Genomic DNA, 20,998 nt, shown 5'->3' with positions numbered 1-20,998 from the left:
CTCCGCCACCAACGAGGCATCCGCCTGCCGCGTAGCCGGTGCCTTGCGCTGCTCTCTGACCCACGCGTACAGCGAGTCGATGCTCACTCCCAGCCGGGTCGAGACCTCTCGCACCGAACGCCCCTGATCGATCACCTGCTTCGCCGCCTCGGCCTTGAACTCATCCGAATACCGCTTGCCGCTCATACACACCTCCATGATTGCCGTAATGTACGGCTTGGAGATGTCTACTGAACCCGGGGCGATTCAAACATACGGAGAAGCCGGCGGTCCAAGGGAGCACTGGAGCCCTCGGCACCCCGGCTTCCCAGCGGCTTACCACCCCATCCCAACACCCCCGCATTGACCCGCCCCCACCCCAACCCCTAAAATTCGCGGCTCCGCCGGAATAGCTCAGTTGGTAGAGCGGCGCATTCGTAATGCGTAGGTCGTAGGTTCGATTCCTATTTCCGGCACCAGTCGTGACAAAGCCCCGCTTCGGCGGGGCTTTGTTTTTCCGGGTCTCGCCCGCGGAGACGGCGGGCCGATACAGTAGCCGCTCGCCGTCCCGACAGGTTCCCCGTGGCCAAGACCTCCGCCAAGTCCCGCACCGCCTACGTCTGCACCGAATGCGGGGCCGAGCACAGCAAATGGCAGGGCCAGTGCGCCGACTGCGGCGCCTGGAACGCCCTCAGCGAGATCGTCCTGGAGACCGCCGCCGGCGCTCCCCCCGCCGCCCGCCGCTCCGGCTGGGCCGGCAAGGCCGAAGCCCCCAAGATCACCGCCCTCAAGGACGTCCGCCACAGCGAAGAAGCCCGCGTGACCACCGGCATCGGCGAATTCGACCGCGTGCTGGGTGGCGGCCTGGTCGAAGGCGCCGTGGTGCTGGTCGGCGGCGACCCCGGCATCGGCAAGTCCACCCTGCTGCTGCAGGCCCTGGCCCGCATGTCGGCCAGCCTGCCGGCCCTGTACGTCACCGGCGAAGAATCGCTGGCCCAGGTCGCCGGCCGCGCCGTGCGCCTGGACCTGCCGCTGGACAACCTGCAGGCGCTGGCCGAGACCGGCATCGAGACCATCCTGCAGCACGCCTCCCTGGCGCGGCCCAAGCTGATCGTCGCCGACTCCGTGCAGACCCTGTGGACCGAATCGCTGACCGCCGCGCCCGGCTCCGTCAGCCAGGTGCGCGAGAGCGCCGCCCGCCTGGTGCGCTACGCCAAGGAGACCGGCACCGCCGTGTTCCTGGTCGGCCACGTCACCAAGGAGGGCGGCATCGCCGGCCCGCGCGTGCTCGAGCACATGGTCGACGCCGTGCTGTATTTCGAAGGCGAGAGCGGCAGCCGCTTCCGCGTGCTGCGCGCCTTCAAGAACCGCTTCGGCGCGGTGAACGAGCTGGGCGTGTTCGCGATGGGCGAGAAGGGCCTGAAGGAAGTGCCCAACCCCTCGGCGATCTTCCTGTCCGGCAGCGCCCAGCAGCCCGGCAGCTGCGTGATGGTCACCCGCGAAGGCACCCGCCCGCTGCTGGTGGAAGTGCAGGCGCTGGTGGACAGCTCGCCGCTGTCGAACCCGCGCCGCGTCGCCGTGGGCTTGGAACAGAACCGCCTGGCCATGCTGCTGGCCGTGCTGCACCGGCACGGGGGCGTGGTGGTGGGCGACCAGGATGTGTTCGTCAACGTGGTCGGCGGTATCCGCGTACAGGAAACCGCCGCCGACCTGCCGGTGCTGCTGGCCGTGCTGTCCTCGCTGCGCGACCGCCCGCTGGCCGAGAAGACCGTGGCCTTCGGCGAAGTGGGCCTGTCGGGCGAGATCCGCCCGGTGCCGAACGGCGAAGAGCGCCTGCGCGAGGCCGCCACGCACGGCTTCAAGCGCGCCATCGTGCCCAAGGGCAACGCGCCGAAGTCGGGCGCGTTCAAGGGGCTTGAGGTCGTGGCGGTGGAGCGGCTGTCGCAGGCGCTGGAAGCGGCGGCGGAGTAGGGTTAATGCGGCTTTTGTAGGAGCGACGTGAGTCGCGACCGCACGGCCGGCGCACGCGACAGGACCTCCTGGTGATTCGACCTCACGGTCGCGACTGACGTCGCTCCTACAGGTAACGCGAGACGCTTACGCGCGCCTCAGCACCATCTCGTAGACGAACTTGCTGCCGAAGAACGCCAGCAACAGCAGCACCATCGCGGTCAGCGTCCAGTGCACGGCCTTGGCGCCGCGCCAGCCGTAGCGCCAGCGACCGACCAGCAGGGCACCGAACGTCAGCCACGACAGCACGCTCAGCACGGTCTTGTGGGTGAGCTTCTGGACCAGGAAGTTCTCGACGAACAGCACGCCGGTCAGCAGCGTGGCGGTCAGCAGGATGAAGCCGACCGTGATCGTGCGGAACAGCAGGTCTTCCAGTTCGGTCAGCGGCGGCAGCGCGCGCAGCCAGGGGTGGAATTCGCGCCGGCGCAGGGCGCGCTCCTGTGCCCACAGCATCACCGCCAGCAGCGCGGCGATCGCCAGCGCGGCGTAGGCCAACAGCGCCAGCCAGGCGTGCAACTGCAGGCGCCAGTCCAGCCCGTTCGTGGCCTGGTGGCCGTAGGCGTGGTACGTCGCCAGCAGCACGGCGGCCAGCGGAAAGGCGAACACCCCCAGCGCGGCCATGCGGCCCTGGATCGCGACCAGCAGCGTCATTGCCGCCATGCCCAGCGACACCAGCGACAGGGCGGCGAAGAAATGCATGTCCGGCCCGCCCGGCGTCCGCCAGGCGACCAGCAGGTGGTAGGCGCCATGCAGGACGACGGCGCCCAGCGCCGGCCAGACCCACGGACGCGGGGCATTGCCGGTGTCGCGGGCCACGGAGCGGACCAGCAGGCCCGCGGCCAGCAGATAGAACGCGACGGCGATGAGAATGACTGTCATCGCAGGAGTGTCGCACGGCGGGCGGCTCCTGAGCAGGGGCGGCCACGGCACGACCGCTTATACTTCCCGTCCGTTTTTCTGGTCCTGCCTGCCCCCATGTTCGAATCCCTGACCCAGCGACTCTCCGGCACCATCGAGCGCCTGCGCGGCCGTGGCCGCCTGAGCGAGGAGAACATCCGCGAGGCCACCCGCGAGGTCCGCATCGCCCTCCTCGAGGCCGACGTGGCCTTGCCGGTGGTGCAGGCGCTGATCGAGCGCATCAAGGTGCGCGCCGTCGGCCAGGAAGTGCTGAAGTCGCTGACGCCCGGCCAGGCGCTGATCAAGGTGGTCCGCGACGAGTTGACCGCGGTGATGGGCTCGCAGGCCAGCGACCTCAACCTCAACGTGCCGGCGCCGGCGGTCATCCTGATGGCCGGCCTGCAGGGCGCGGGCAAGACCACCACCGTCGGCAAGCTGGCCAAGCACCTGCGCGAGAAGCGCAAGAAGAAGGTCATGGTGGTCAGCGCCGACGTCTACCGTCCGGCCGCGATCGAGCAGCTGAAGACGCTGGCGCAGCAGGTGGACGTGCTGTTCTTCCCGTCCGACGCCGGGCAGAAGCCGGAAGTCATCGTGCGCGCCGCCATCGACGATGCGAAGAAGTCCTTCGTCGACGTGCTGCTGGTCGACACCGCCGGCCGCCTGGCGATCGACGAGGCCATGATGGCCGAGATCAAGGCGCTGCACGCGGCGGTCAAGCCGGTGGAGACGCTGTTCGTCGTCGACGCGATGACCGGCCAGGACGCGGCCAACACCGCCAAGGCCTTCAGCGAGGCGCTGCCGCTGACCGGCGTGGTGCTGACCAAGACCGACGGCGATGCGCGCGGTGGCGCGGCGCTGTCGGTGCGCTACATCACCGGCAAACCGATCAAGTTCATCGGCGTGGGCGAGAAGCCCGACGGCCTGGACGTGTTCCACCCCGAGCGCGTGGCCAACCGCATCCTCGACATGGGCGACGTGCTGTCGCTGGTCGAGCAGGTCGAGCAGAACGTCGACCGCGAGAAGGCCGAGAAGCTCGCCGCCAAGGTCATCAAGGGCAAGAAGTTCGACCTCAACGACATGCGCGACCAGCTGGAGCAGATGCAGAACATGGGCGGCATCGGCGGCTTGATGGACAAGCTGCCGGGCATGGGCCAGATCCCCGAGCACGTGAAGCAGCAGGTGCAGCAGGGCAAGGAAGTGCCGCGCATGATCGCCATCATCAATTCGATGACGAAGAAGGAGCGCCGCAATCCGGCCCTGCTCAACGGCTCGCGCCGCGCCCGCATCGCCAAGGGCGCGGGCCTGACGCCGGCCGACGTCAACAAGCTGATGAAGCAGTACCAGCAGATGGAAAAGATGATGGGCAAGCTGGCCGGCGGCGGCATGAAGGGCATGATGCGCAACATGAAGAGCATGATGGGCGGCCGCGGCGGCATGCCGTTCCGTTGAGGTTTCGCGCTGTTGCGGTTGTAGGAGCGACGTGAGTCGCGACCGCGCACCGACAGTCCTCGGTTCAGCGTCGCCCGCTCCGAGCCTCCACGGCGATTCCGTTCTCCCGGTCGCGACTCACGTCGCTCCTACAGTGGCATCAGGAGTCGCCCGCATGTCCTCTTCCTTTCTCAACGGCAAGCCCGCCACCGCCGACGATCTTCGCGCGCTCGCGCTGGCCAACTACGGCCACTTCACCTCGATGCAGGTGCGCGATGGCGCCGTGCAGGGGCGTGCGCTGCACCGGCAGCGACTGGAGGAGGCGACGCTCGCGCTGTTCGGTACTGCGCTGGACGGTGAAGACGCACTCGAGCTGGCGGCGCAGGCGATGGAGCGTGCCGGCGTGCGCGATGCGTCGGTCCGCATCACCGTGTTCTCCACCCGGTTCGACTACCGCGATCCCGCACGCAGCATCGCGCCCGACGTACTGGTGACGCTGTCGCCGGCTGCCTCGGCGGACAAGCCGGCGCTGCGGGTGAAGTCGTATCCGTTCGTCCGCCCGCTACCGCAGTACAAGCACGTGGGCACGTTCCCCTTGTTCCACTACCGCCGGCAGGCGCTGGCGGACGGGTATGACGATGCGCTGTTCGTCGATCCAGCCGGGCAGGTGGTCGAGGGGTCGATCTGGAACCTGGGCCTGTGGGACGGCCAGTCCGTCGTCTGGCCGGAAGGGCCCGCCCTGCGGGGAACCGCCGAGCGCTTGCTCCAGGCCGGGCTGGAGCAGGTGGGCATCCCGCAACACATCGCGCCGATCGGCCTTTCCGACCTGGGCGCCTTCCGGGCCGCCTTCGCCTGCAATGCCAGCGGCTTGCAGCCGGTCGTGGGCGTCGACGCTGTCGCATGGGGGGCTGATACGGCCCTCATGGCGGGGCTGAAGGGTGCGCTGGACGCCGTGCCGTGGGAGCCGCTGGCCTGACCGGGTCCGGCGGGGTTTTCCTGACCGATTCAATGGCTTAGAATAGCCGGCTTACCTCGCCATTCTGGCGACTGGGCAACACTGGAAAACACCATGGTCAAGATCCGTCTCACCCGCGGCGGCGCGAAGAAGCGCCCCTTCTACCACATCATCGTCACCGACTCGCGCAGCGCGCGTGACGGCCGCAACATCGAGCGCGTGGGTTTCTACAACCCGGTCGCCGCTGGTGCCGAGAAGCGCGTTGAACTCAACATCGCCCGTGTCGACCACTGGGTCGGCAACGGTGCCCAGCTGACCGAAAAGGTCCGCAACCTTTACAAGGAAGTCAAGGCCGCTCCCGCGGCCTGATGGCTCCGGCCGCGCGTACTGCGCGGCCCACCGTACGCATGAACACCGAGCGCCCACCGACCCCGCAGAAAATGATTCTGCTGGGAAGGCTTCTGGGCGCTTTTGGTGTGCGCGGCCAGATCAAGATCGAATCCTGGACCGAGCCGCGCGACGCCATCTTCCGCTACCAGCCGTGGACCTTGCGCGACCCCAGCGGCGCCGAACGCGAGTTGAGCGGCGCGCGCGGCAAGGCCTCCGGCAAGCATCTGGTGGCGACGCTGCCGGGCGTGGAGGACCGCGACCAGGTGGAGGCGATGCACGGGCAGGAGATCTTCGTCCCGCGCTCCGCGCTGCCGCCGCCGAGCGCCGGCGAGTTCTACTGGGTCGACCTAGAAGGCCTGCGCGTCATCCATGTTGACGGCACCGACTTTGGTACCGTCTCGCACCTGTTCTCCACCGGTGCCAATGACGTCCTGGTCACGCGTGGCGATCGCGAGCGGCTGATCCCGTTCGTCGAGCCCGACTACGTGCGCTCGGTGGATTTCGAGGCCGGCGTCGTGACCGTGGACTGGGATCCCGAGTTCTAGTCGTCCCACAGGTGACCGCCGTGGCGGTTACCCTGCATCCCTAACGAGCGGCAGCCGATCGCCATGCGTATCGACGTGATGACCCTGTTCCCCGACTTCATCGCCCAGGCCGCGGCCGTGGGCGTGGTAGGGCGTGCGCAGGAACGCGGGCTGCTTTCGTTGCATGGCTGGAATCCGCGCGACTACGCCAGCGGCGGCTACCGGCGGGTCGATGACCGCCCGTTCGGTGGCGGCCCCGGCATGGTGATGATGATCGAGCCACTGCAGGCCTGCCTCGCAGCCGTGCGCACCGCGGATGCCACGCCGGCACCGCTGATCTACCTGAGCCCGCAGGGCGCGCCGCTGACACAGAAGAAGGCGCGTGAACTCGCCGCGCTGCCGCGCATGATCCTGCTGTGCGGCCGCTACGAAGGCGTAGACGAGCGTTTCCTCGAGGCCGAGGTCGATGAGGAAATCTCCATCGGCGACTACGTGCTGTCCGGCGGCGAACTGGCCGCGGCGGTGGTCATCGATGCGGTTGGCCGGCTGCAGGACGGCGCGTTGAATGACGCCGATTCGGCCGTGCAGGACAGTTTCGAAGGCGACGGCCTGTTGGATTGCCCGCATTTCACCCATCCCTCCAGCCATCCGCTGGGCGAGGTGCCGGCGGTGCTGCGCTCGGGCGACCATGCCGCCATCGCGCGCTGGCGGCGACAGCAGGCCCTGGGCCGGACGTGGCTGCGGCGGCCCGACCTGCTGGACGAGGCCACGCTCTCCAAGGCCGACAAGGCCCTGCTGGCGGCCTTCCGCGCCAGCCTGGCGGGCACGGACGGGGAAGGGTAGCCAGCCAGATCGGGAATCCGGTAGAATGTGCGACCCTTGGCGGTTCTCGCCCGGGATCCCATAAGAATATCGTGCAGCGCAATCCGGCGACTGCATCAGTTTTCCGCTGTCGCAAGACACGATCACGCCTACAAGCATTGGTGCCAACATGAGCAAGCTCCTCCAGGAATTCGAAGCCTCCCAGATCACGCGCGAGCTGCCCGCGTTCGGCCCCGGTGACACCGTGGTCGTCAACGTGAAGGTCAAGGAAGGCAACCGCGAGCGCGTGCAGGCGTACGAAGGCGTCGTCATCGCCAAGAAGAACGCCGGCCTGAACTCGGCCTTCACCGTCCGCAAGATCTCGCACGGCTACGGCGTCGAGCGCGTCTTCCAGACCCACAGCGCCTCCATCGACTCGGTCGAAGTGAAGCGCCGCGGCAAGGTCCGCGCCGGCAAGCTGTACTACCTGCGCGACCTGGAAGGCAAGGCTGCCCGCATCAAGGAAGACCTGGCCGCGAACGCCGCCGCCAAGGCCGCCCGCCAGGCTGCCGCCGCTGCCGCCGCCGAGTAATCCGGCACAGGCGCGTCGCAGGAACGGCCACCTTCGGGTGGCCGTTTGCGTTTCCGTCGGGCGGATTCCGGTGCAGACTGGCGCCAACGGCCACGGAGAGCGCCATGCATACGAACCGAATCCTTCCTTGGGGCATCCTGCTGATCGCTGGCTGCGCCAGCGATCCGATGGCGGGGAACGATCCTCACGTGGCTGCGCCGTTCGCATGGTGCGCCGACGAGGCACGAGCCGCCGCCTCGCAACCACTGCCGAAGGATGCCTCGTCCTCGCAGCGGCGGGCGGCACGCGACTTCCATATGTCCAAGGCCTGCCAGCGCGCCTACGAACACAAGACCGACCTGCCGTTTCCCGTCGTTCCTTCGCGCCTGCCTTGAGGCGGCCTTATCCCGTACTTCGATGACCGAATCCACCGATGCTTCCGTCCGCCTCGACCTGTGGCTGTGGGCGGCCCGATTCTTCAGGACCCGCAGCCTGGCCAAGCAGGCGATCGAGACCGGCAAGGTCGATGCGGCCGGGCAGCGTGCAAAATCCTCGCGCGCGGTGCGGGTGGGCGACATGCTGGTGGTGACGCGGGGCGACGATGTGTTCGAGATCGAAGTTCGTGCGCTCAGCGACAAGCGCGGGTCCGCGACGGTGGCCCAGGCCCTGTACGCCGAGTTGGAGTCCTCGCGGGCGCGGCGGGCGGCCGCGCTGGCCGCGCGGCAGGCGGAGCGCGCGGGCTACCAGGCGCCACAGTCGCGGCCGGACAAGCGCGCGCGCCGGTTGATCCGCGCGCTGGGCGATATCGACGCGCTGTAAACGTGGTGCAAACGAAGAAGGGCGCCATCGGCGCCCTTCTTATTTATCGCGGCGATGGTCGCGTAAGGATCAGCGTCCGCCGCCGAGCATGCCGCTGCCGATCTTGAGGATGTCGCCCAGGCCCAACTGGCCATCGCCATCCTGGTCCAGCACGGCGCCGAGCAGTCCGCCGCCCAGGCCGCCTTGTTGCTGTACCTGGCGTTGCTCCTGGCCGAGCACTTCGGCCAGTCCGAGCGGGTTGTTCTGGGCGCCGCCCTGGCCCATGCGCTGGGCGAGGAAGGCGAGCACGATCGGGGCCAGGATCTTCAGCAACTGGCCGGCGCGTTCGCCACCCAGGCCGGTGGCCTGGCCCAGGCCGAGTTCGGCGCGGTTCTGCTGGCCGCCGAAGACATGGCCGAGGATGCCCGCGCCATTGGCCTGCGGCGACGACGCGCCACCGAGCACGGCGCCCAGCACGCTGCCAAGATCCAGGCCGTTGTGGTTGCGTTGCAGGGCCCCGAACAGGGCTTCCGCGCCTTGCGGCTGCGCGGCGTTGCGGCCCAGCGCGCCCAGCAGCAGCGGCAGGGCCGCGCCGACGGCGCTGGAGGCCTGCATCTGCCCGATTCCCAACTGCTGGGACACCTGCTGCAACGGCGCGCCCTGCAACTGGGCAAAGAGATCTTCTGCGAGGGAAGCGTTGCTCATGGTGCGTTCGTCCTCCTGGACGCGATGGGGAAGCGGCGCTCCATGCTAGCGCCAATCCGCGTGTTCTCCGACTCACAATAGCGCCCGCCGACCGACGGAAACGAGGGCGCCGCATATCCGTCGGGACATGCGGCGCCGAGGCTACGCAACGATCAGTGCAGGTCGAAGCGGTCCAGTTCCATCACCTTGGTCCAGGCGGCCACGAAGTCGTCGACGAACTTCGCCTGGCCGTCGCTGCTGGCATAGACCTCGGCCAGGGCGCGCAGCACCGAGTTGGAGCCGAACACCAGGTCAACCCGCGTGCCGGTCCACTTCACTGCGCCGCTCTTGCGGTCGCGTCCTTCGTAGCCGTTGGCGCCGGTGGCCTTCCACTCCGTGCCCATGTCGAGCAGATTGACGAAGAAGTCGTTGCTCAGCGTGCCGGGTTTTCCGGTCAACACGCCATGCGCGCTGCCATCCGCATTCGCGCCCAGCACGCGCAGGCCACCGACCAGCACTGTCATCTCTGGCGCGGTGAGTGTCAGCAACTGCGCGCGATCCACCAGCAGGTGTTCCGCCGGGACCGCAGAGCGGCCCTTGAGGTAGTTGCGGAAGCCGTCGGCGAGCGGTTCCAGTACGGCGAACGATTCGACATCGGTCTGATCGGCGCGCGCATCGGTGCGGCCCACGCGGAACGGCACGGTGACGGCATGGCCGCCGGCCTTCGCCGCCTGTTCCACGCCGACGCCGCCGGCCAGCACGATCAGGTCGGCCAGCGACACCTTCTTGCCGCCGGCGGCATCCAGGTTGAACTCCATCTGGATGCGCTCCAGTGCCTTCAGCACCTTCGCCAGCTGTTCGGGCTGGTTGACCGCCCAGTCCTTCTGCGGCGCAAGGCGGATGCGGGCACCGTTGGCGCCGCCGCGCTTGTCGCCGCCGCGGAAGGTGGAGGCCGACGCCCATGCGGTGGACACCAGCTCCGCCACCGACAGGCCGGAGGCGGCGATCTTCTGCTTCAGCGCGTCGACATCACCGGCGTCGATCGCCGCGTAGTCCGCCTTCGGCAGCGGGTCCTGCCAGACCAGTTCTTCCTTCGGCACTTCCGGGCCCAGGTAGCGCACGCGCGGACCCATGTCGCGATGGGTCAGCTTGAACCAGGCGCGTGCGAAGGCTTCGGCGAACGCCTGCGGATTCTCCAGGAAGCGCTTCGAGATCGGGCCGTAGATCGGATCGAAGCGCAGCGACAGGTCGGTGGTCAGCATCTTGGGGCGCTGCTTCTTCGTCGTGTCGTGTGCGAACGGCACGTCTTCCGGCGCGTCCTTGGCCACCCACTGGTGCGCACCGGCCGGCGACTTCTCCAGTTCCCATTCGAAGCCGAACAGGTTCTCGAAGAACTTGTTGCTCCACAGCGTCGGGGTCTGCGTCCAGGTCACTTCGATACCCGAGGTGATGGTGTCGCCGCCGCGGCCGCTGCCGAACGTGTTGTGCCAGCCGAAGCCCTGCGCTTCCAGTTCGTCGGCTTCCGGTTCGGCGCCGACGTTGTCGGCCGGGCCGGCACCGTGGGTCTTGCCGAAGGTGTGGCCGCCGGCGATCAGGGCGACGGTTTCCTCGTCGTCCATCGCCATGCGCGCGAACGTGTCGCGGATGTCTTTCGCCGCGAGCAGCGGATCGGGATTGCCGTCCGGACCCTCCGGGTTCACGTAGATCAGTCCCATCTGCACGGCAGCGAGCGGATTCTCGAGGCGGCGCGAATGCACGTCGCCGTCGGCATCGTCATCGGCTACCAGCACGCCCCTGTCGCCCGGCTTCTCGACGCCCTCCGAGCCGTGCGCATAGCGGATGTCACCGCCCAGCCACGTGGTCTCGCGACCCCAGTACACGTCCTGGTCGGGCTCCCACACGTCCTCGCGTCCGCCGCCGAAGCCGAAGGTGCGGAAGCCCATCGTCTCCAGGGCCACGTTGCCGGTGAGGATCATCAGGTCGGCCCAGGAAATGCCTTGGCCGTACTTCTGCTTGATCGGCCACAGCAGGCGCCGCGCCTTGTCCAGGCTGACGTTGTCCGGCCAGCTGTTGAGCGGCGCGAAACGCTGCTGTCCGCGCCCACCGCCGCCGCGTCCGTCCTGGATGCGGTAAGTGCCTGCGCTGTGCCAGGCCATGCGGATGAAGAGGCCGCCGTAATGACCGAAGTCGGCCGGCCACCAGTCCTGCGAGTCGGTCATCAGGTCGCGCAGATCCTTCTTCAATGCGTGGTAATCCAGCTTGTTGAAGGCCTCGGCGTAGTCGAAGTCGCCCGCCAGCGGATTGGAGCGCGACGAATGCTGGTTCAGCAGGTCCACCCGCAGCTGGTTGGGCCACCAGTCGCGGTTGCCGGTGCCGCCGCCAGCGGACTGGTGGAACGGGCACTTCGATTCGGTGGTCATGGGTTTCCTTCCTTTGGCCGTCGGGTGTGGGTGGGAATGTGGGTGGAGCGGATGGACTGCAGGGCGATGTCGCACGCGACAGGTCAGTCGCGCACTGGGATGGGAGAGGGGGGGAGATGCCGGCTAGGCGGCAACGTGGGCACTCGCATGGCTGACGTCCTTCGAGGGCGTTGGCGGATGGCGACCAGACTAGGCAGTGCGAACGATCAATGAAAATCGTTTGTGGCGAAGACTTCGATAGCGTCTTTCAATGGTGCGTCGCGTCATCGCTGTCTACGTCGTCGCGGCTGCCACGATACCCTGCGTGCGTTACGCCGATGTTGTAGATGCGTGCGCAGGCAGACACCGCGGCGTTGGCCGCGGCAGGGGTGATCCTTCTGTGTTCCGCGCCCAAGCGGGCTGGATCAGAGCAGTGCCTTGAGCCGGTAGAGTGCTTCCAGTGCCTGCTTCGGCGTCAGCTCGTCCGGATCGATCGCGGCGAGCGCTTCCTGGGCGGCCGACGGTGCAGCGGCGAACAGGCCGAACTGCTGCGGGGCGTCCAGCGCCTGCGGGGCCATGTCGGAGGCATGCGTCTCGCGGCCACGCTGCTCCAGTTCCGCCAGCCGTCGGCGCGCCTGCTGCAGCGTGGTCTTCGGCAGGCCGGCCAGCGCCGCGACCTGCAGGCCGAAGCTGCGGTCCGCTGCGCCGTCCTTCACTGCGTGCATGAAGACCAATGAGTCGCCGTGTTCCACCGCGTCCAGGTGCACGTTGGCGATGCCGCTGCCGGACTCGTTGGCCAGCGCGGTCAGTTCGAAGTAGTGCGTGGCGAACAAGGTGTAGCAGCAGTTGCTGGCGGCCAGGTGGCGCGCCACCGCATCGGCCAATGCCAGCCCGTCGTAGGTCGACGTGCCACGGCCGATCTCGTCCATCAGCACCAGCGACTGCGCGGTGGCGTGATGCAGGATGTAGCTGGTCTCGGCCATTTCCACCATGAAGGTGGACTGCCCGCGCGCGAGATCGTCGCCGGCGCCGATGCGGGTCAGGATGCGGTCGATCGGCCCGATGACCGCGCGCGATGCGGGCACGAAGCTGCCGATATGCGCGAGCAGCACGATCAGCGCGTTCTGCCGCATGTAGGTCGACTTACCGCCCATGTTCGGGCCGGTGATCACCAGCATGCGGCGCGCTTCGTCCATGCGCAGGTCGTTGGGCTCGAACGGGTCCTTGCGCACCGCCTCGACCACCGGATGGCGGCCGCGTTCGATGAGCAGGCCGGGCGCGTCGCCGAGTTCGGGCTGTGCCCAGTCCAGTTCCTGCGCGCGTTCGGCGAAGGAGGCCAGCACGTCGAGTTCGCTCAGGCCGGCGGCGCAGCGCTTCAGCGGCTCCAGGCGCGCGTTGAGCGTATCCAGCAGCGCGTCGTAGAGCAGCTTCTCGCGCGACAGCGAGCGCTCGCGCGCCGACAGCACCTTGTCTTCGAACTGCTTCAGTTCTTCGGTGATGTAGCGTTCGGCGCCGGTCAGGGTCTGCCGGCGGGTGTAATGGACCGGCGCCTTGTCGGCCTGGCCCTTGCTGATCTCGATGTAATAGCCGTGCACGCGGTTGTAGCCGACCTTGAGCGTGGCGATGCCACTGCTGGCGCGCTCGCGCGCTTCCAGGTCGACCAGGAACTGGTCGGCGTTCGTGCTGAGCCGGCGCAGTTCGTCGAGTTCGGCGTCGTAGCCGTCGGCCAGCACGCCACCATCGGTGAGCTTGAGCGGCGGTTGCGGTGCGACGGCGGCCAGCAGCAGCGCGGCGGTGTCGTCGTGCTCGCCCAGCTCCGCCGCCAGCACCTGCAGGCGTGGTGAGTCGAGCGGCTGCAGGTGACCGCGGACGTCGGGCAGCAGCGCCAGCCCGTCGCGCAGCGTGGACAGGTCGCGCGGACGCGCCGAGCGCAGCGCCACGCGGGTGAGGATGCGTTCCAAGTCGCCCAGCGCGCGGAAGCCGCTGCGCAGGTCGCGTTCGGTGCCGTGGCCGATCAGCGTGGCCACGGCATGGTGGCGCTCACCCAGTACCGCGCGATCGCGCAAGGGACGATGCAGCCAGCGGCGCAGCAGGCGGCCACCCATCGGGGTGACGGTGCTGTCCATCACGCCAAGCAGCGTGTGCTTGTTGTCGCCGTCAACGCGGGTGTCCAGTTCAAGGTGCCGGCGCGTGGCGGCATTCATCGCGATCGCATCGCCGGCCGACTCCACCGCGATCGCGGTCAGGTGAGGCAGGCGCTGCTTCTGGGTTTCTTCGACGTAGCCGAGCAGCGCACCGGCCGCGCCAGTGGCCAAGGCCTTGTCGTCGATGCCGAAGCCGGTCAGGTCATGCAGACCGAAGAAGTTCAACAACTGCCGCCGGCCGCTGTCCGGATCGAACAGCCACGGCGCGCGTCGACGGATGCCGGTGCGCTGTTGCAGGAAGGCGGGCAGGCCCTCTTCGTCGGGGACCAGCAGTTCGGCCGGCTCCAGTCGGGCGAGTTCGGCTTCCAGCGCATCGTCGCCGTCGACTTCGTTGACCATGAAGCGCCCGCCCGCAAGGTCGGCCCAGGCCAGGCCGTAGCCCGAGCGCCCGCGGCAGATGGTCATCAGCAGCGTGTCGCGACGCTCGTTGAGCAGGGCTTCGTCGGTCACTGTGCCCGGCGTGACCACGCGGACCACCTTGCGCTCCACGAGGCCCTTGGCCAGCGCCGGGTCGCCGATCTGCTCGCAGATCGCCACCGATTCGCCCAGTGCGACCAGCCGCGCCAGATAGCCTTCGCAGGCATGCACCGGCACGCCTGCCATCGGGATGGGCGCACCGCCGGAACTGCCGCGCTGGGTCAGGGTGATGTCGAGCAGCCGGGCGGCCTTGCGCGCGTCGTCGTAGAACAGTTCGTAGAAATCCCCCATCCGGAAGAACACCAGCAGATCCGGATACTCCGCCTTGGCGGCGAAGAACTGCTTCATCAGGGGCGTGTGTTCCGACTTGTCTTTGCTCACGAGGCCAGCGGGGAGGGGAGTGCAAAAGGGCGTTGATTGTAGCGGCGGGGAAGGAGGTCCGTGGAACGCGGGCGCGTGATCGCAAGGTGCCGCTGATGTCGTACGCCGTGCACGGTGGTGGATGCCTGCATCGCTGGCGTAACCGGAGTTCCGCACGATCGTTCGGAAAATCAGTGGCTTATCCGTGCCAAAGTGGTGGCCTGCGTATCGACGCAGTGCAGAATGCCGCGTTGTGAAGCGGATGTTAGTTTCGCGTTGACGCAAGGGGAGTTGCGTTCGTCATCGGCGGCACTGCCGCACGTCACACCGGGAACCACACAGGCACCAACTGCCAGTACATGACCCTTGGGAGGGGAGAACATGGTCAACGCATTGCCCAGGCATAAAGCGCTATCGCTCGCCGTCTTCACCGCGCTCTGCGCCAGCTCGCATGCCTATGCGCAGCAGGCGGGCGCGCCGGCCGGCGAGGACGAGCCCACCACGCTGGGGACCATGACGGTCACCGCGCAGAAGCGCGAGGAAGTGCTGCAGGACGTGCCGATCACGGTCGCCGTGATCTCCGAGGAACTGCTGCAGGACACCGGCGTCCGCGACATCAAGGACCTGCAGGTCCTGGTGCCGGGCCTGACCGTGACCAGCACGCAGAACGAAGCCATCACCACCGCGCGTATCCGCGGCATCGGTACCGTGGGCGACAACGTCGGCCTGGAATCGTCGGTGGGCGTGGTGATCGATGGCGTGTACCGCCCGCGCAACAGCGTCGGCTTCGGCGACCTCGGCCAGCTCGAGCGCATCGAAGTGCTGAAGGGCCCGCAGGGCACCGTGTTCGGCAAGAACACCTCCGCTGGCGTGATCAATGTGGTCACGCGCCGCCCCAGCTACACGCAGAGCGCCGAGGGCGAGGTCACCGTCGGCAACTATGGCGCGATCGGCGTGTCCGGCAGCTACAACGACGCGTTGTCCGACAACTCGGCCTTCAGCATCTTCGCCGCCAAGCGCAAGCGCGACGGCTGGATGGACGTGCGCACCGGCAACGGTCCGCGCGAGGAAACCGACGACTACGACCAGAACTTCCACACGCTTCGCGCCAAGCTGCTGCTGGAGCCGACCGAGAACCTGGAAATCCTGCTGTCGGGCGACTTCACCAGCCGCGACGAGAACTGCTGCACGGCCGTGCAGACCACGGTGGGCGGCACCGCCGCGATCCTCAACGCGCTGGCCGGTGGCCGCGCCGTGGCGGCGCCGGGCGACGATCCGTTCGACCGCGTGGCCTACAGCAACCGTCCCACCACGCAGGACATCATGGACAGGGGCCTGTCCGCCGAGATCAACTGGGACACGCCGTGGTTCGGCGGCGCCACGCTGACCTCGATCACGGCCTCGCGGCAGTGGGAGGCCATCAACGGCCTGGACTACGACTTCAGCACGGCCGACCTGCTCTACCGCAACGCCGACAAGGACGAGTCGTTCACCGGCTTCGACACCTTCAGCCAGGAATTCCGCCTGACCGGCTCCAGCGAGCGCATCGACTGGATGGTGGGCGCGTTCTACTCGGACGAGGAACTGACCCGCAACGAGACCTACCGCATCGGTCCGCACTACGAGCCATACGTGTCCACGCTGGTGTACCAGCTGGTCGGCCAGAGCCTCGGCGCGGCGGGCGTGCCGCTGAACAATCCGAACAACATCTCGCCGGCCGCGTTCCTCGCGCAGGTGGGCGGGCGTCCGTTCGGTACCGGCTTCGTCGGCCTGGGGTCGCTGGACCGTTACAAGCAGGATGCCAAGAGCCTGGCGCTGTTCACCAACAACACCTGGCACGCCACGGATGCGCTGGACCTGACGCTGGGCCTGCGCTACACCCGTGAGAAGAAGGACCTGACCTCGTCGTACAGCAACCCCAACGGGAGCCTCGCCTGTACCGGCACGCTGACCGACCAGAACGCCGCCAATCCGAACCGCTTCGCGCTGCTGCGCGCCGCGCTGGCGTCGCGCAGTTCGGTGTTCGCCTCGCTGCCGGCGGCCAACCAGAACGCCATCCTGGCCTCCGTCGGCCCTACCATCGCCGGCTACATGTGCCTGCCGTGGGCGAACGCGCTGCATAACGGCCGCAACACGTTCCAGGAAATGGAGGACAAGGAGTGGTCGGGCACGGTGAAGGCGGCCTACCGCTGGAACGAGAACGTCATGACCTACGCGTCCTACGCCCGCGGCTACAAGGGCGGTGGCTTCAACCTGGACCGCGTGCAGTCGGCCGACGGCCTGTCGAGCAGCGGGCAGGGCATCCGCCCGGTCAACGACACCTCCTTCGGCGGTGAGTTCGTCGACAGCTTCGAGCTGGGCACCAAGACCACTTGGGCGGACGGCACGCTGCTGTTGAACGCCACCCTGTTCCACCAGGAGTACGAGGACTTCCAGCTCAACAGCTTCCTGGGCACCAGCTTCGTGGTGCGCTCGATTCCCGAGGTGACCTCGTCGGGCCTGGACGCCGAGATCCTGTGGCAGCCGCGCGCGGTGCAGGGCCTGATGCTGCAGGGCGGCCTGATGTACGCCAAGACCGAATTCGGCGACGACATCCCCGGTGGCGACTTCGTCGAGCGCACCCCGCTCAGCACCTCGGGCGCGCTGTACAAGCTGCCGGGCGCGACGATGCCGTTCGCGCCGGAATGGTCGGGCTCGCTGTCCGCCACCTACGAGTGGGATTTCGGTGCCGACCATATCGGCCGCTTCAACATCGGCGGCAAGTACATGGGCGACTACAACACCGGCTCGGACCTCGACGTCGAGAAGCACCAGAGCGCCTACACCGTGTTCAACGCCCGGCTCGGCTTCGGCCGCAGCGATGGCCGCTGGATGCTGGAACTGTGGGGCACCAACCTGACCGACGAGGATTACGTGCAGGTTGGCTTCGACGGTCCGCTGCAGGGCCTGTTCCCGGATCCGAACAACCCGCTCAACACCTTCAACGCGTTCCTCGGCGCGCCGCGCATGTACGGCATGACCCTGCGCGTCCGCTACTGATCCCCCTTCGCTCTATGTAGCGAACGGCCCGCCCCCCTGGCGGGCCGTTTTCTTTCCGGCCGCTGCCGGGGCGACAGCGTGGGCCAAATGGGCTACAACACCCGCGTCCCCCTGTTGGAACCGATGATGTCCGCACCGAACGATGAAGCGCTGCGCGTCCTAGCCGAGCGCGTGGGTGAACGACTGCGCGAGCGGCGCGACCACCTGGTCACCGCGGAGAGCTGCACCGGGGGGTGGATCGCGAAGTGCGTCACCGACATCGCCGGTTCGTCGGACTGGTTCGATTGCGGCATGGCCGCCTACAGCTACGAAGCCAAGCAGGCGCTGTTGGGTGTGCGCCCGCAGACGCTGGAAACGCATGGCGCCGTCAGCCGCGAGACGGTGATCGAAATGGTGTCCGGCGCCCTGGTGAACTCCGGCGCCAGCGTCGCCGTGGCGGTCACCGGCATCGCCGGTCCCGGCGGTGGTGGCCCCGACAAGCCGGTGGGCACGGTGTGGATCGGCTGGAAGCGCCGCGGCGGCTATGCACGGGCGGAGGTCTTCCTGTTCGAAGGCGATCGTGAGGCCGTGCGCCGGCAGACCGTCGCCGCCGCCTTGCACGGACTCGAAGCAGTCTGAGTACGATCCTGCCCGCAGGAGCGGCTTTCCCCGGGCAGACGCCGCGGTGGGGTGTCATCGCGCTCGGCTTGGCGGTCTGGAGCACCGTCGCGATGGCGTGGCTGTTGGCGGGCCGGGCGGGGTTGTTTGCCGTGATGGATCTGGAGCTGTTTGCCGAAGCCGGTGGCCTGCGTGGATGGCCGTTGGCCTGGGTATTGCCGATGGTATTGGCGGGGTGGTTCCTGACTTGCGCGGTGCTGGCCTGGCTGGTCTTGCGCGTGGGCGCCTGGCTGGATCGCCGGGGGCGCGTGATGGAGGCATTGGCGTGGCCACTGCGGTCCCGCGCCTTCGTCGTGTCGAGCCTGTCGTGGATGCTGGGGATCGGCGTGATCCTGCTCGTGACACGCCCCGACGACAACGGGTGGCCAGGGTGGACGCTGTTCATCGTGACCGCCATTGCCGGCCTGCTGCTGCCGTTCGTGGCGTGGCGTCCAGCGCTGCTGGACAGGCGGCGACCCGCCCCGATACTCGGTCTGCATTGGCCCGGATGGCGCGCCGTCCTGGTGAGTGGCGCGTGTGCCCTGTTCGGCATGTTGTCCGGGTTGGCGGAGGCTTGGCTGGAGCCCGTGGTGCCCGGATTGATACTGATGGTGCTGGATGACGTGCTCGCTGCGACGGGCTTGTTGCTGGTGTTGCTGGCCTGGTTCAACGCTGGGCGGCTCGCTCCCGCCGTCGCGGACCTGCGTCGACTTCCGCGAGGTGACGTGGTCCTGGAGCTGGTGGCTTTCGCGTGGCTGACCGGCCTGGTGACCGTGTTCCTCGGCATGCCGTTGCTGGGGGCTACCGTACACACCATCTATGTGGCGCCGGAGTTGGATCTAGCTGGCGACGTGCAGCCATGGTGGTCCACCGCAGCCGTCTGGCTGGTCCGGGAAGGTCTGGTCATCTCGCTGGTCGCGGTCATTCCCCTTGCCTGGTATCTCGCACTCGCAGAAGGTCGCTGGGCACGAAGCCACGGGATCGGGCGGCACGCTATTGCGGAACGGGATGATTAGTAGTATTACTACTAATCATGGACCTGACCGATACCCAGCACGCCATCCTTGCCCTGATCGCCGAGCGGCTCGAAGCCGAAGGCATGCCGCCGTCGCAGGCCGAGATCGCCAAGGCGTTCGGCTTCAAGGGCGTCCGCGCGGCGCAGTACCACCTGGAAGCATTGGAGCAGGCCGGAGCGATCGAGCGTGTCCCGGGCCGGGCCCGTGGCATCCGCCTGCTGAAAGCACCGCCCTCCGCCCAGCCGGACCTGGCGTTCCCGCCCGCCAATGACGACGGTCTGCGCGTGCCGGTGCTGGGTCAGGTGGCGGCCGGTGCACCGATCGGCGCGGATGCCGACCACCACGACTATGTGCTGCTGGACCGCGCATTCTTCGCGCCCGCGCCGGACTACCTGCTGAAGGTCAAGGGCGACTCGATGCGCGACGAAGGCATCTTCGACGGCGACCTGATCGGTGTGCACCGCACGCGCGACGCGCGATCGGGACAGATCGTTGTCGCCCGGGTCGACGATGCGATCACGGTGAAGCTGTTGAAGATCGGCAAGGACCGCATCCGCCTGCTGCCGCGCAATCCCGACTACGCCCCCATCGAGGTCCAGCCCGACCAGGACTTCGCCATCGAAGGCCTGTACTGCGGTCTGGTGAGGCCGAACCGGTGATGCGTGCCAGCGCGCCCCACGCCGCCGGGCGGTGTTTTCCGATGGCCCGGTGCGGCGGAAGCCGATCCCCGCGAGCCGCGTCGGCGCTTAATTTCACTCCTCCCCGTCCAGTCGCAGCCTGTGCGATGGACGCTCCCCACACTGATCGCACCTGACCACATTGACTAGGACCACGACGATGGACGAGAACAAGAAGCGCGCCCTTTCCGCCGCACTGACCCAGATCGAGCGCCAGTTCGGCAAGGGCTCGGTGATGCGCATGGGTGACCGGGTCATCGAGCCCGTCGAGGTCATTCCCACCGGCTCGCTGATGCTCGACATCGCGCTGGGCATCGGCGGCTTGCCCAAGGGCCGCGTGGTCGAGATCTACGGTCCGGAGTCCTCCGGCAAGACCACGCTGACGCTGCAGGCCATCGCCGAGTGCCAGAAGCAGGGCGGCACCGCTGCGTTCATCGACGCAGAGCACGCGCTGGATCCGATCTACGCCGCGAAGCTGGGCGTGAACGTGGACGATCTGCTGCTGTCTCAGCCGGACACCGGCGAACAGGCGCTGGAAATCGCCGACATGCTGGTCCGCTCGGGCTCGATCGACATCGTGGTGATCGACTCGGTGGCGGCACTGACGCCGAAGGCCGAGATCGAGGGCGAGATGGGCGACCAGCTGCCCGGCCTGCAGGCTCGCCTGATGAGCCAGGCGCTGCGCAAGCTGACCGGCAACATCAAGCGCTCCAACACGCTGGTGGTCTTCATCAACCAGCTGCGCATGAAGATCGGCGTGATGATGCCCGGCCAGAGCCCGGAAACCACCACCGGCGGCAATGCGTTGAAGTTCTACGCTTCCGTGCGTCTGGATATCCGCCGCATCGGTGCCATCAAAAAAGGCGACGAGATCATCGGCAACCAGACCAAGATCAAGGTCGTCAAGAACAAGCTGGCCCCTCCGTTCAAACAGGTAGTCACCGAGATCCTGTACGGCGAGGGCATCAGCCGCGAGGGTGAACTGATCGACATGGGCGTGGATGCCAAGCTCGTGGACAAGGCAGGCGCCTGGTACAGCTACGGCAGCGAGCGTATCGGCCAGGGCAAGGACAATTCGCGCACGTTCCTGCGCGAGAACCCGGCCATCGCCGCGAAGCTGGAGGCGGAGCTGCGTGAGAAATTCCAGCCCGCCGAAGCGCAGCGCGACGAGAGTGCCGACGACGACAGCGACGACTGACAAGGCTTCGGTGAC

Annotated in this window: 19 protein-coding genes and 1 tRNA gene; 15 read left to right on the top strand and 5 right to left on the bottom strand. The window is 67.7% G+C overall.

The genetic code is table 11. The annotated features are described in order from the left end of the window. Window positions 1-186, bottom strand: a 186-nt coding sequence (locus tag AC04MD_RS17540; RefSeq protein ID WP_475498540.1) for a transposase, incomplete at its 3' end; no start/stop codon positions are given. Between the two features lie 196 nt (window positions 187-382). Between AC04MD_RS17540 and AC04MD_RS17535 the strand changes: the two genes are divergently transcribed. Continuing rightward, window positions 383-458, top strand: a tRNA-Thr gene (locus AC04MD_RS17535). Window positions 459-561: 103 nt separating this feature from the next. Continuing rightward, window positions 562-1,950, top strand: coding sequence for a DNA repair protein RadA (gene radA, locus AC04MD_RS17530; protein ID WP_475498539.1), 1,389 nt, complete (start codon window positions 562-564; stop codon window positions 1,948-1,950). A 126-nt stretch (window positions 1,951-2,076) separates the two neighbouring features. Here radA and AC04MD_RS17525 read toward each other — a convergent pair whose 3' ends face one another. Further along, window positions 2,077-2,868: a cytochrome C assembly family protein gene (locus AC04MD_RS17525; RefSeq protein WP_475498538.1), complete on the bottom strand. Its 792-nt coding sequence runs from the start codon at window positions 2,866-2,868 to the stop codon at window positions 2,077-2,079. Between the two features lie 96 nt (window positions 2,869-2,964). Between AC04MD_RS17525 and ffh the strand changes: the two genes are divergently transcribed. From ffh to AC04MD_RS17485, 8 genes are all read left to right on the top strand, one after another. Then, complete coding sequence (ffh, locus tag AC04MD_RS17520) at window positions 2,965-4,335, top strand: signal recognition particle protein (RefSeq protein WP_475498537.1); 1,371 nt, start codon at window positions 2,965-2,967, stop codon at window positions 4,333-4,335. A gap of 154 nt (window positions 4,336-4,489) precedes the next feature. Next, window positions 4,490-5,290, top strand: a complete 801-nt coding sequence (locus AC04MD_RS17515; protein ID WP_475498536.1) for an aminotransferase class IV family protein — start codon at window positions 4,490-4,492, stop codon at window positions 5,288-5,290. A gap of 93 nt (window positions 5,291-5,383) precedes the next feature. After that, window positions 5,384-5,638 (top strand): 30S ribosomal protein S16, encoded by a 255-nt coding sequence (gene rpsP, locus AC04MD_RS17510; RefSeq protein ID WP_062353216.1) that lies wholly within the window; start codon window positions 5,384-5,386, stop codon window positions 5,636-5,638. 38 nt (window positions 5,639-5,676) lie between these two features. Beyond that, window positions 5,677-6,204, top strand: a complete 528-nt coding sequence (gene rimM, locus AC04MD_RS17505; protein WP_475498535.1) for a ribosome maturation factor RimM — start codon at window positions 5,677-5,679, stop codon at window positions 6,202-6,204. 63 nt (window positions 6,205-6,267) lie between these two features. Beyond that, window positions 6,268-7,026 carry a tRNA (guanosine(37)-N1)-methyltransferase TrmD gene (trmD, locus tag AC04MD_RS17500; protein WP_475498534.1) on the top strand — a complete coding sequence of 253 codons (759 nt, stop codon included), beginning with the start codon at window positions 6,268-6,270 and terminating at the stop codon, window positions 7,024-7,026. Window positions 7,027-7,174: 148 nt separating this feature from the next. Beyond that, on the top strand, window positions 7,175-7,576 hold the full coding sequence (gene rplS / locus AC04MD_RS17495; RefSeq protein WP_162339055.1) for a 50S ribosomal protein L19: 402 nt from the start codon (window positions 7,175-7,177) through the stop codon (window positions 7,574-7,576). 104 nt (window positions 7,577-7,680) lie between these two features. Continuing rightward, window positions 7,681-7,950 carry a hypothetical protein gene (locus AC04MD_RS17490; protein ID WP_475498533.1) on the top strand — a complete coding sequence of 90 codons (270 nt, stop codon included), beginning with the start codon at window positions 7,681-7,683 and terminating at the stop codon, window positions 7,948-7,950. Between the two features lie 22 nt (window positions 7,951-7,972). Then, window positions 7,973-8,374 carry an RNA-binding S4 domain-containing protein gene (locus AC04MD_RS17485; RefSeq protein ID WP_475498532.1) on the top strand — a complete coding sequence of 134 codons (402 nt, stop codon included), beginning with the start codon at window positions 7,973-7,975 and terminating at the stop codon, window positions 8,372-8,374. Window positions 8,375-8,443: 69 nt separating this feature from the next. On the opposite strand, the gene AC04MD_RS17480 is transcribed toward AC04MD_RS17485, so the two are convergent. From AC04MD_RS17480 to mutS, 3 genes are all read right to left on the bottom strand, one after another. Then, complete coding sequence (locus tag AC04MD_RS17480) at window positions 8,444-9,058, bottom strand: DUF937 domain-containing protein (protein ID WP_475498531.1); 615 nt, start codon at window positions 9,056-9,058, stop codon at window positions 8,444-8,446. A 152-nt stretch (window positions 9,059-9,210) separates the two neighbouring features. Continuing rightward, window positions 9,211-11,457 (bottom strand): catalase/peroxidase HPI, encoded by a 2,247-nt coding sequence (gene katG / locus AC04MD_RS17475; protein WP_475498530.1) that lies wholly within the window; start codon window positions 11,455-11,457, stop codon window positions 9,211-9,213. A gap of 404 nt (window positions 11,458-11,861) precedes the next feature. Then, a complete protein-coding gene (mutS, locus tag AC04MD_RS17470; protein ID WP_475498556.1) occupies window positions 11,862-14,405 on the bottom strand; it encodes a DNA mismatch repair protein MutS in 2,544 nt (847 codons plus the stop codon). Window positions 14,406-14,798: 393 nt separating this feature from the next. Here mutS and AC04MD_RS17465 point away from each other — a divergent pair, with 393 nt between their 5' ends. The 5 genes from AC04MD_RS17465 to recA all read left to right on the top strand — a co-directional run bounded on the left by AC04MD_RS17465 (window position 14,799) and on the right by recA (window position 20,983). Further along, window positions 14,799-17,456, top strand: a complete 2,658-nt coding sequence (locus tag AC04MD_RS17465; RefSeq protein WP_475498529.1) for a TonB-dependent receptor — start codon at window positions 14,799-14,801, stop codon at window positions 17,454-17,456. A 126-nt stretch (window positions 17,457-17,582) separates the two neighbouring features. Then, a complete protein-coding gene (locus tag AC04MD_RS17460) occupies window positions 17,583-18,074 on the top strand; it encodes a CinA family protein (protein WP_475498528.1) in 492 nt (163 codons plus the stop codon). Window positions 18,075-18,166: 92 nt separating this feature from the next. Then, on the top strand, window positions 18,167-19,108 hold the full coding sequence (locus AC04MD_RS17455) for a hypothetical protein (RefSeq protein WP_475498527.1): 942 nt from the start codon (window positions 18,167-18,169) through the stop codon (window positions 19,106-19,108). A gap of 17 nt (window positions 19,109-19,125) precedes the next feature. Then, the gene (gene lexA / locus AC04MD_RS17450) at window positions 19,126-19,767 is read left to right on the top strand and encodes a transcriptional repressor LexA (protein ID WP_475498526.1); all 642 of its coding nucleotides are present in this window, start codon (window positions 19,126-19,128) and stop codon (window positions 19,765-19,767) included. Between the two features lie 178 nt (window positions 19,768-19,945). Next, complete coding sequence (gene recA, locus AC04MD_RS17445) at window positions 19,946-20,983, top strand: recombinase RecA (RefSeq protein ID WP_475498525.1); 1,038 nt, start codon at window positions 19,946-19,948, stop codon at window positions 20,981-20,983. Window positions 20,984-20,998: the final 15 nt, after the last annotated feature.

The organism is Pseudoxanthomonas sp. LjRoot206 (assembly GCF_056175725.1).
The sequence above is the reverse complement of the archived record's forward strand: the minus strand, read 5'-3'. Positions and strand labels throughout refer to the sequence as shown.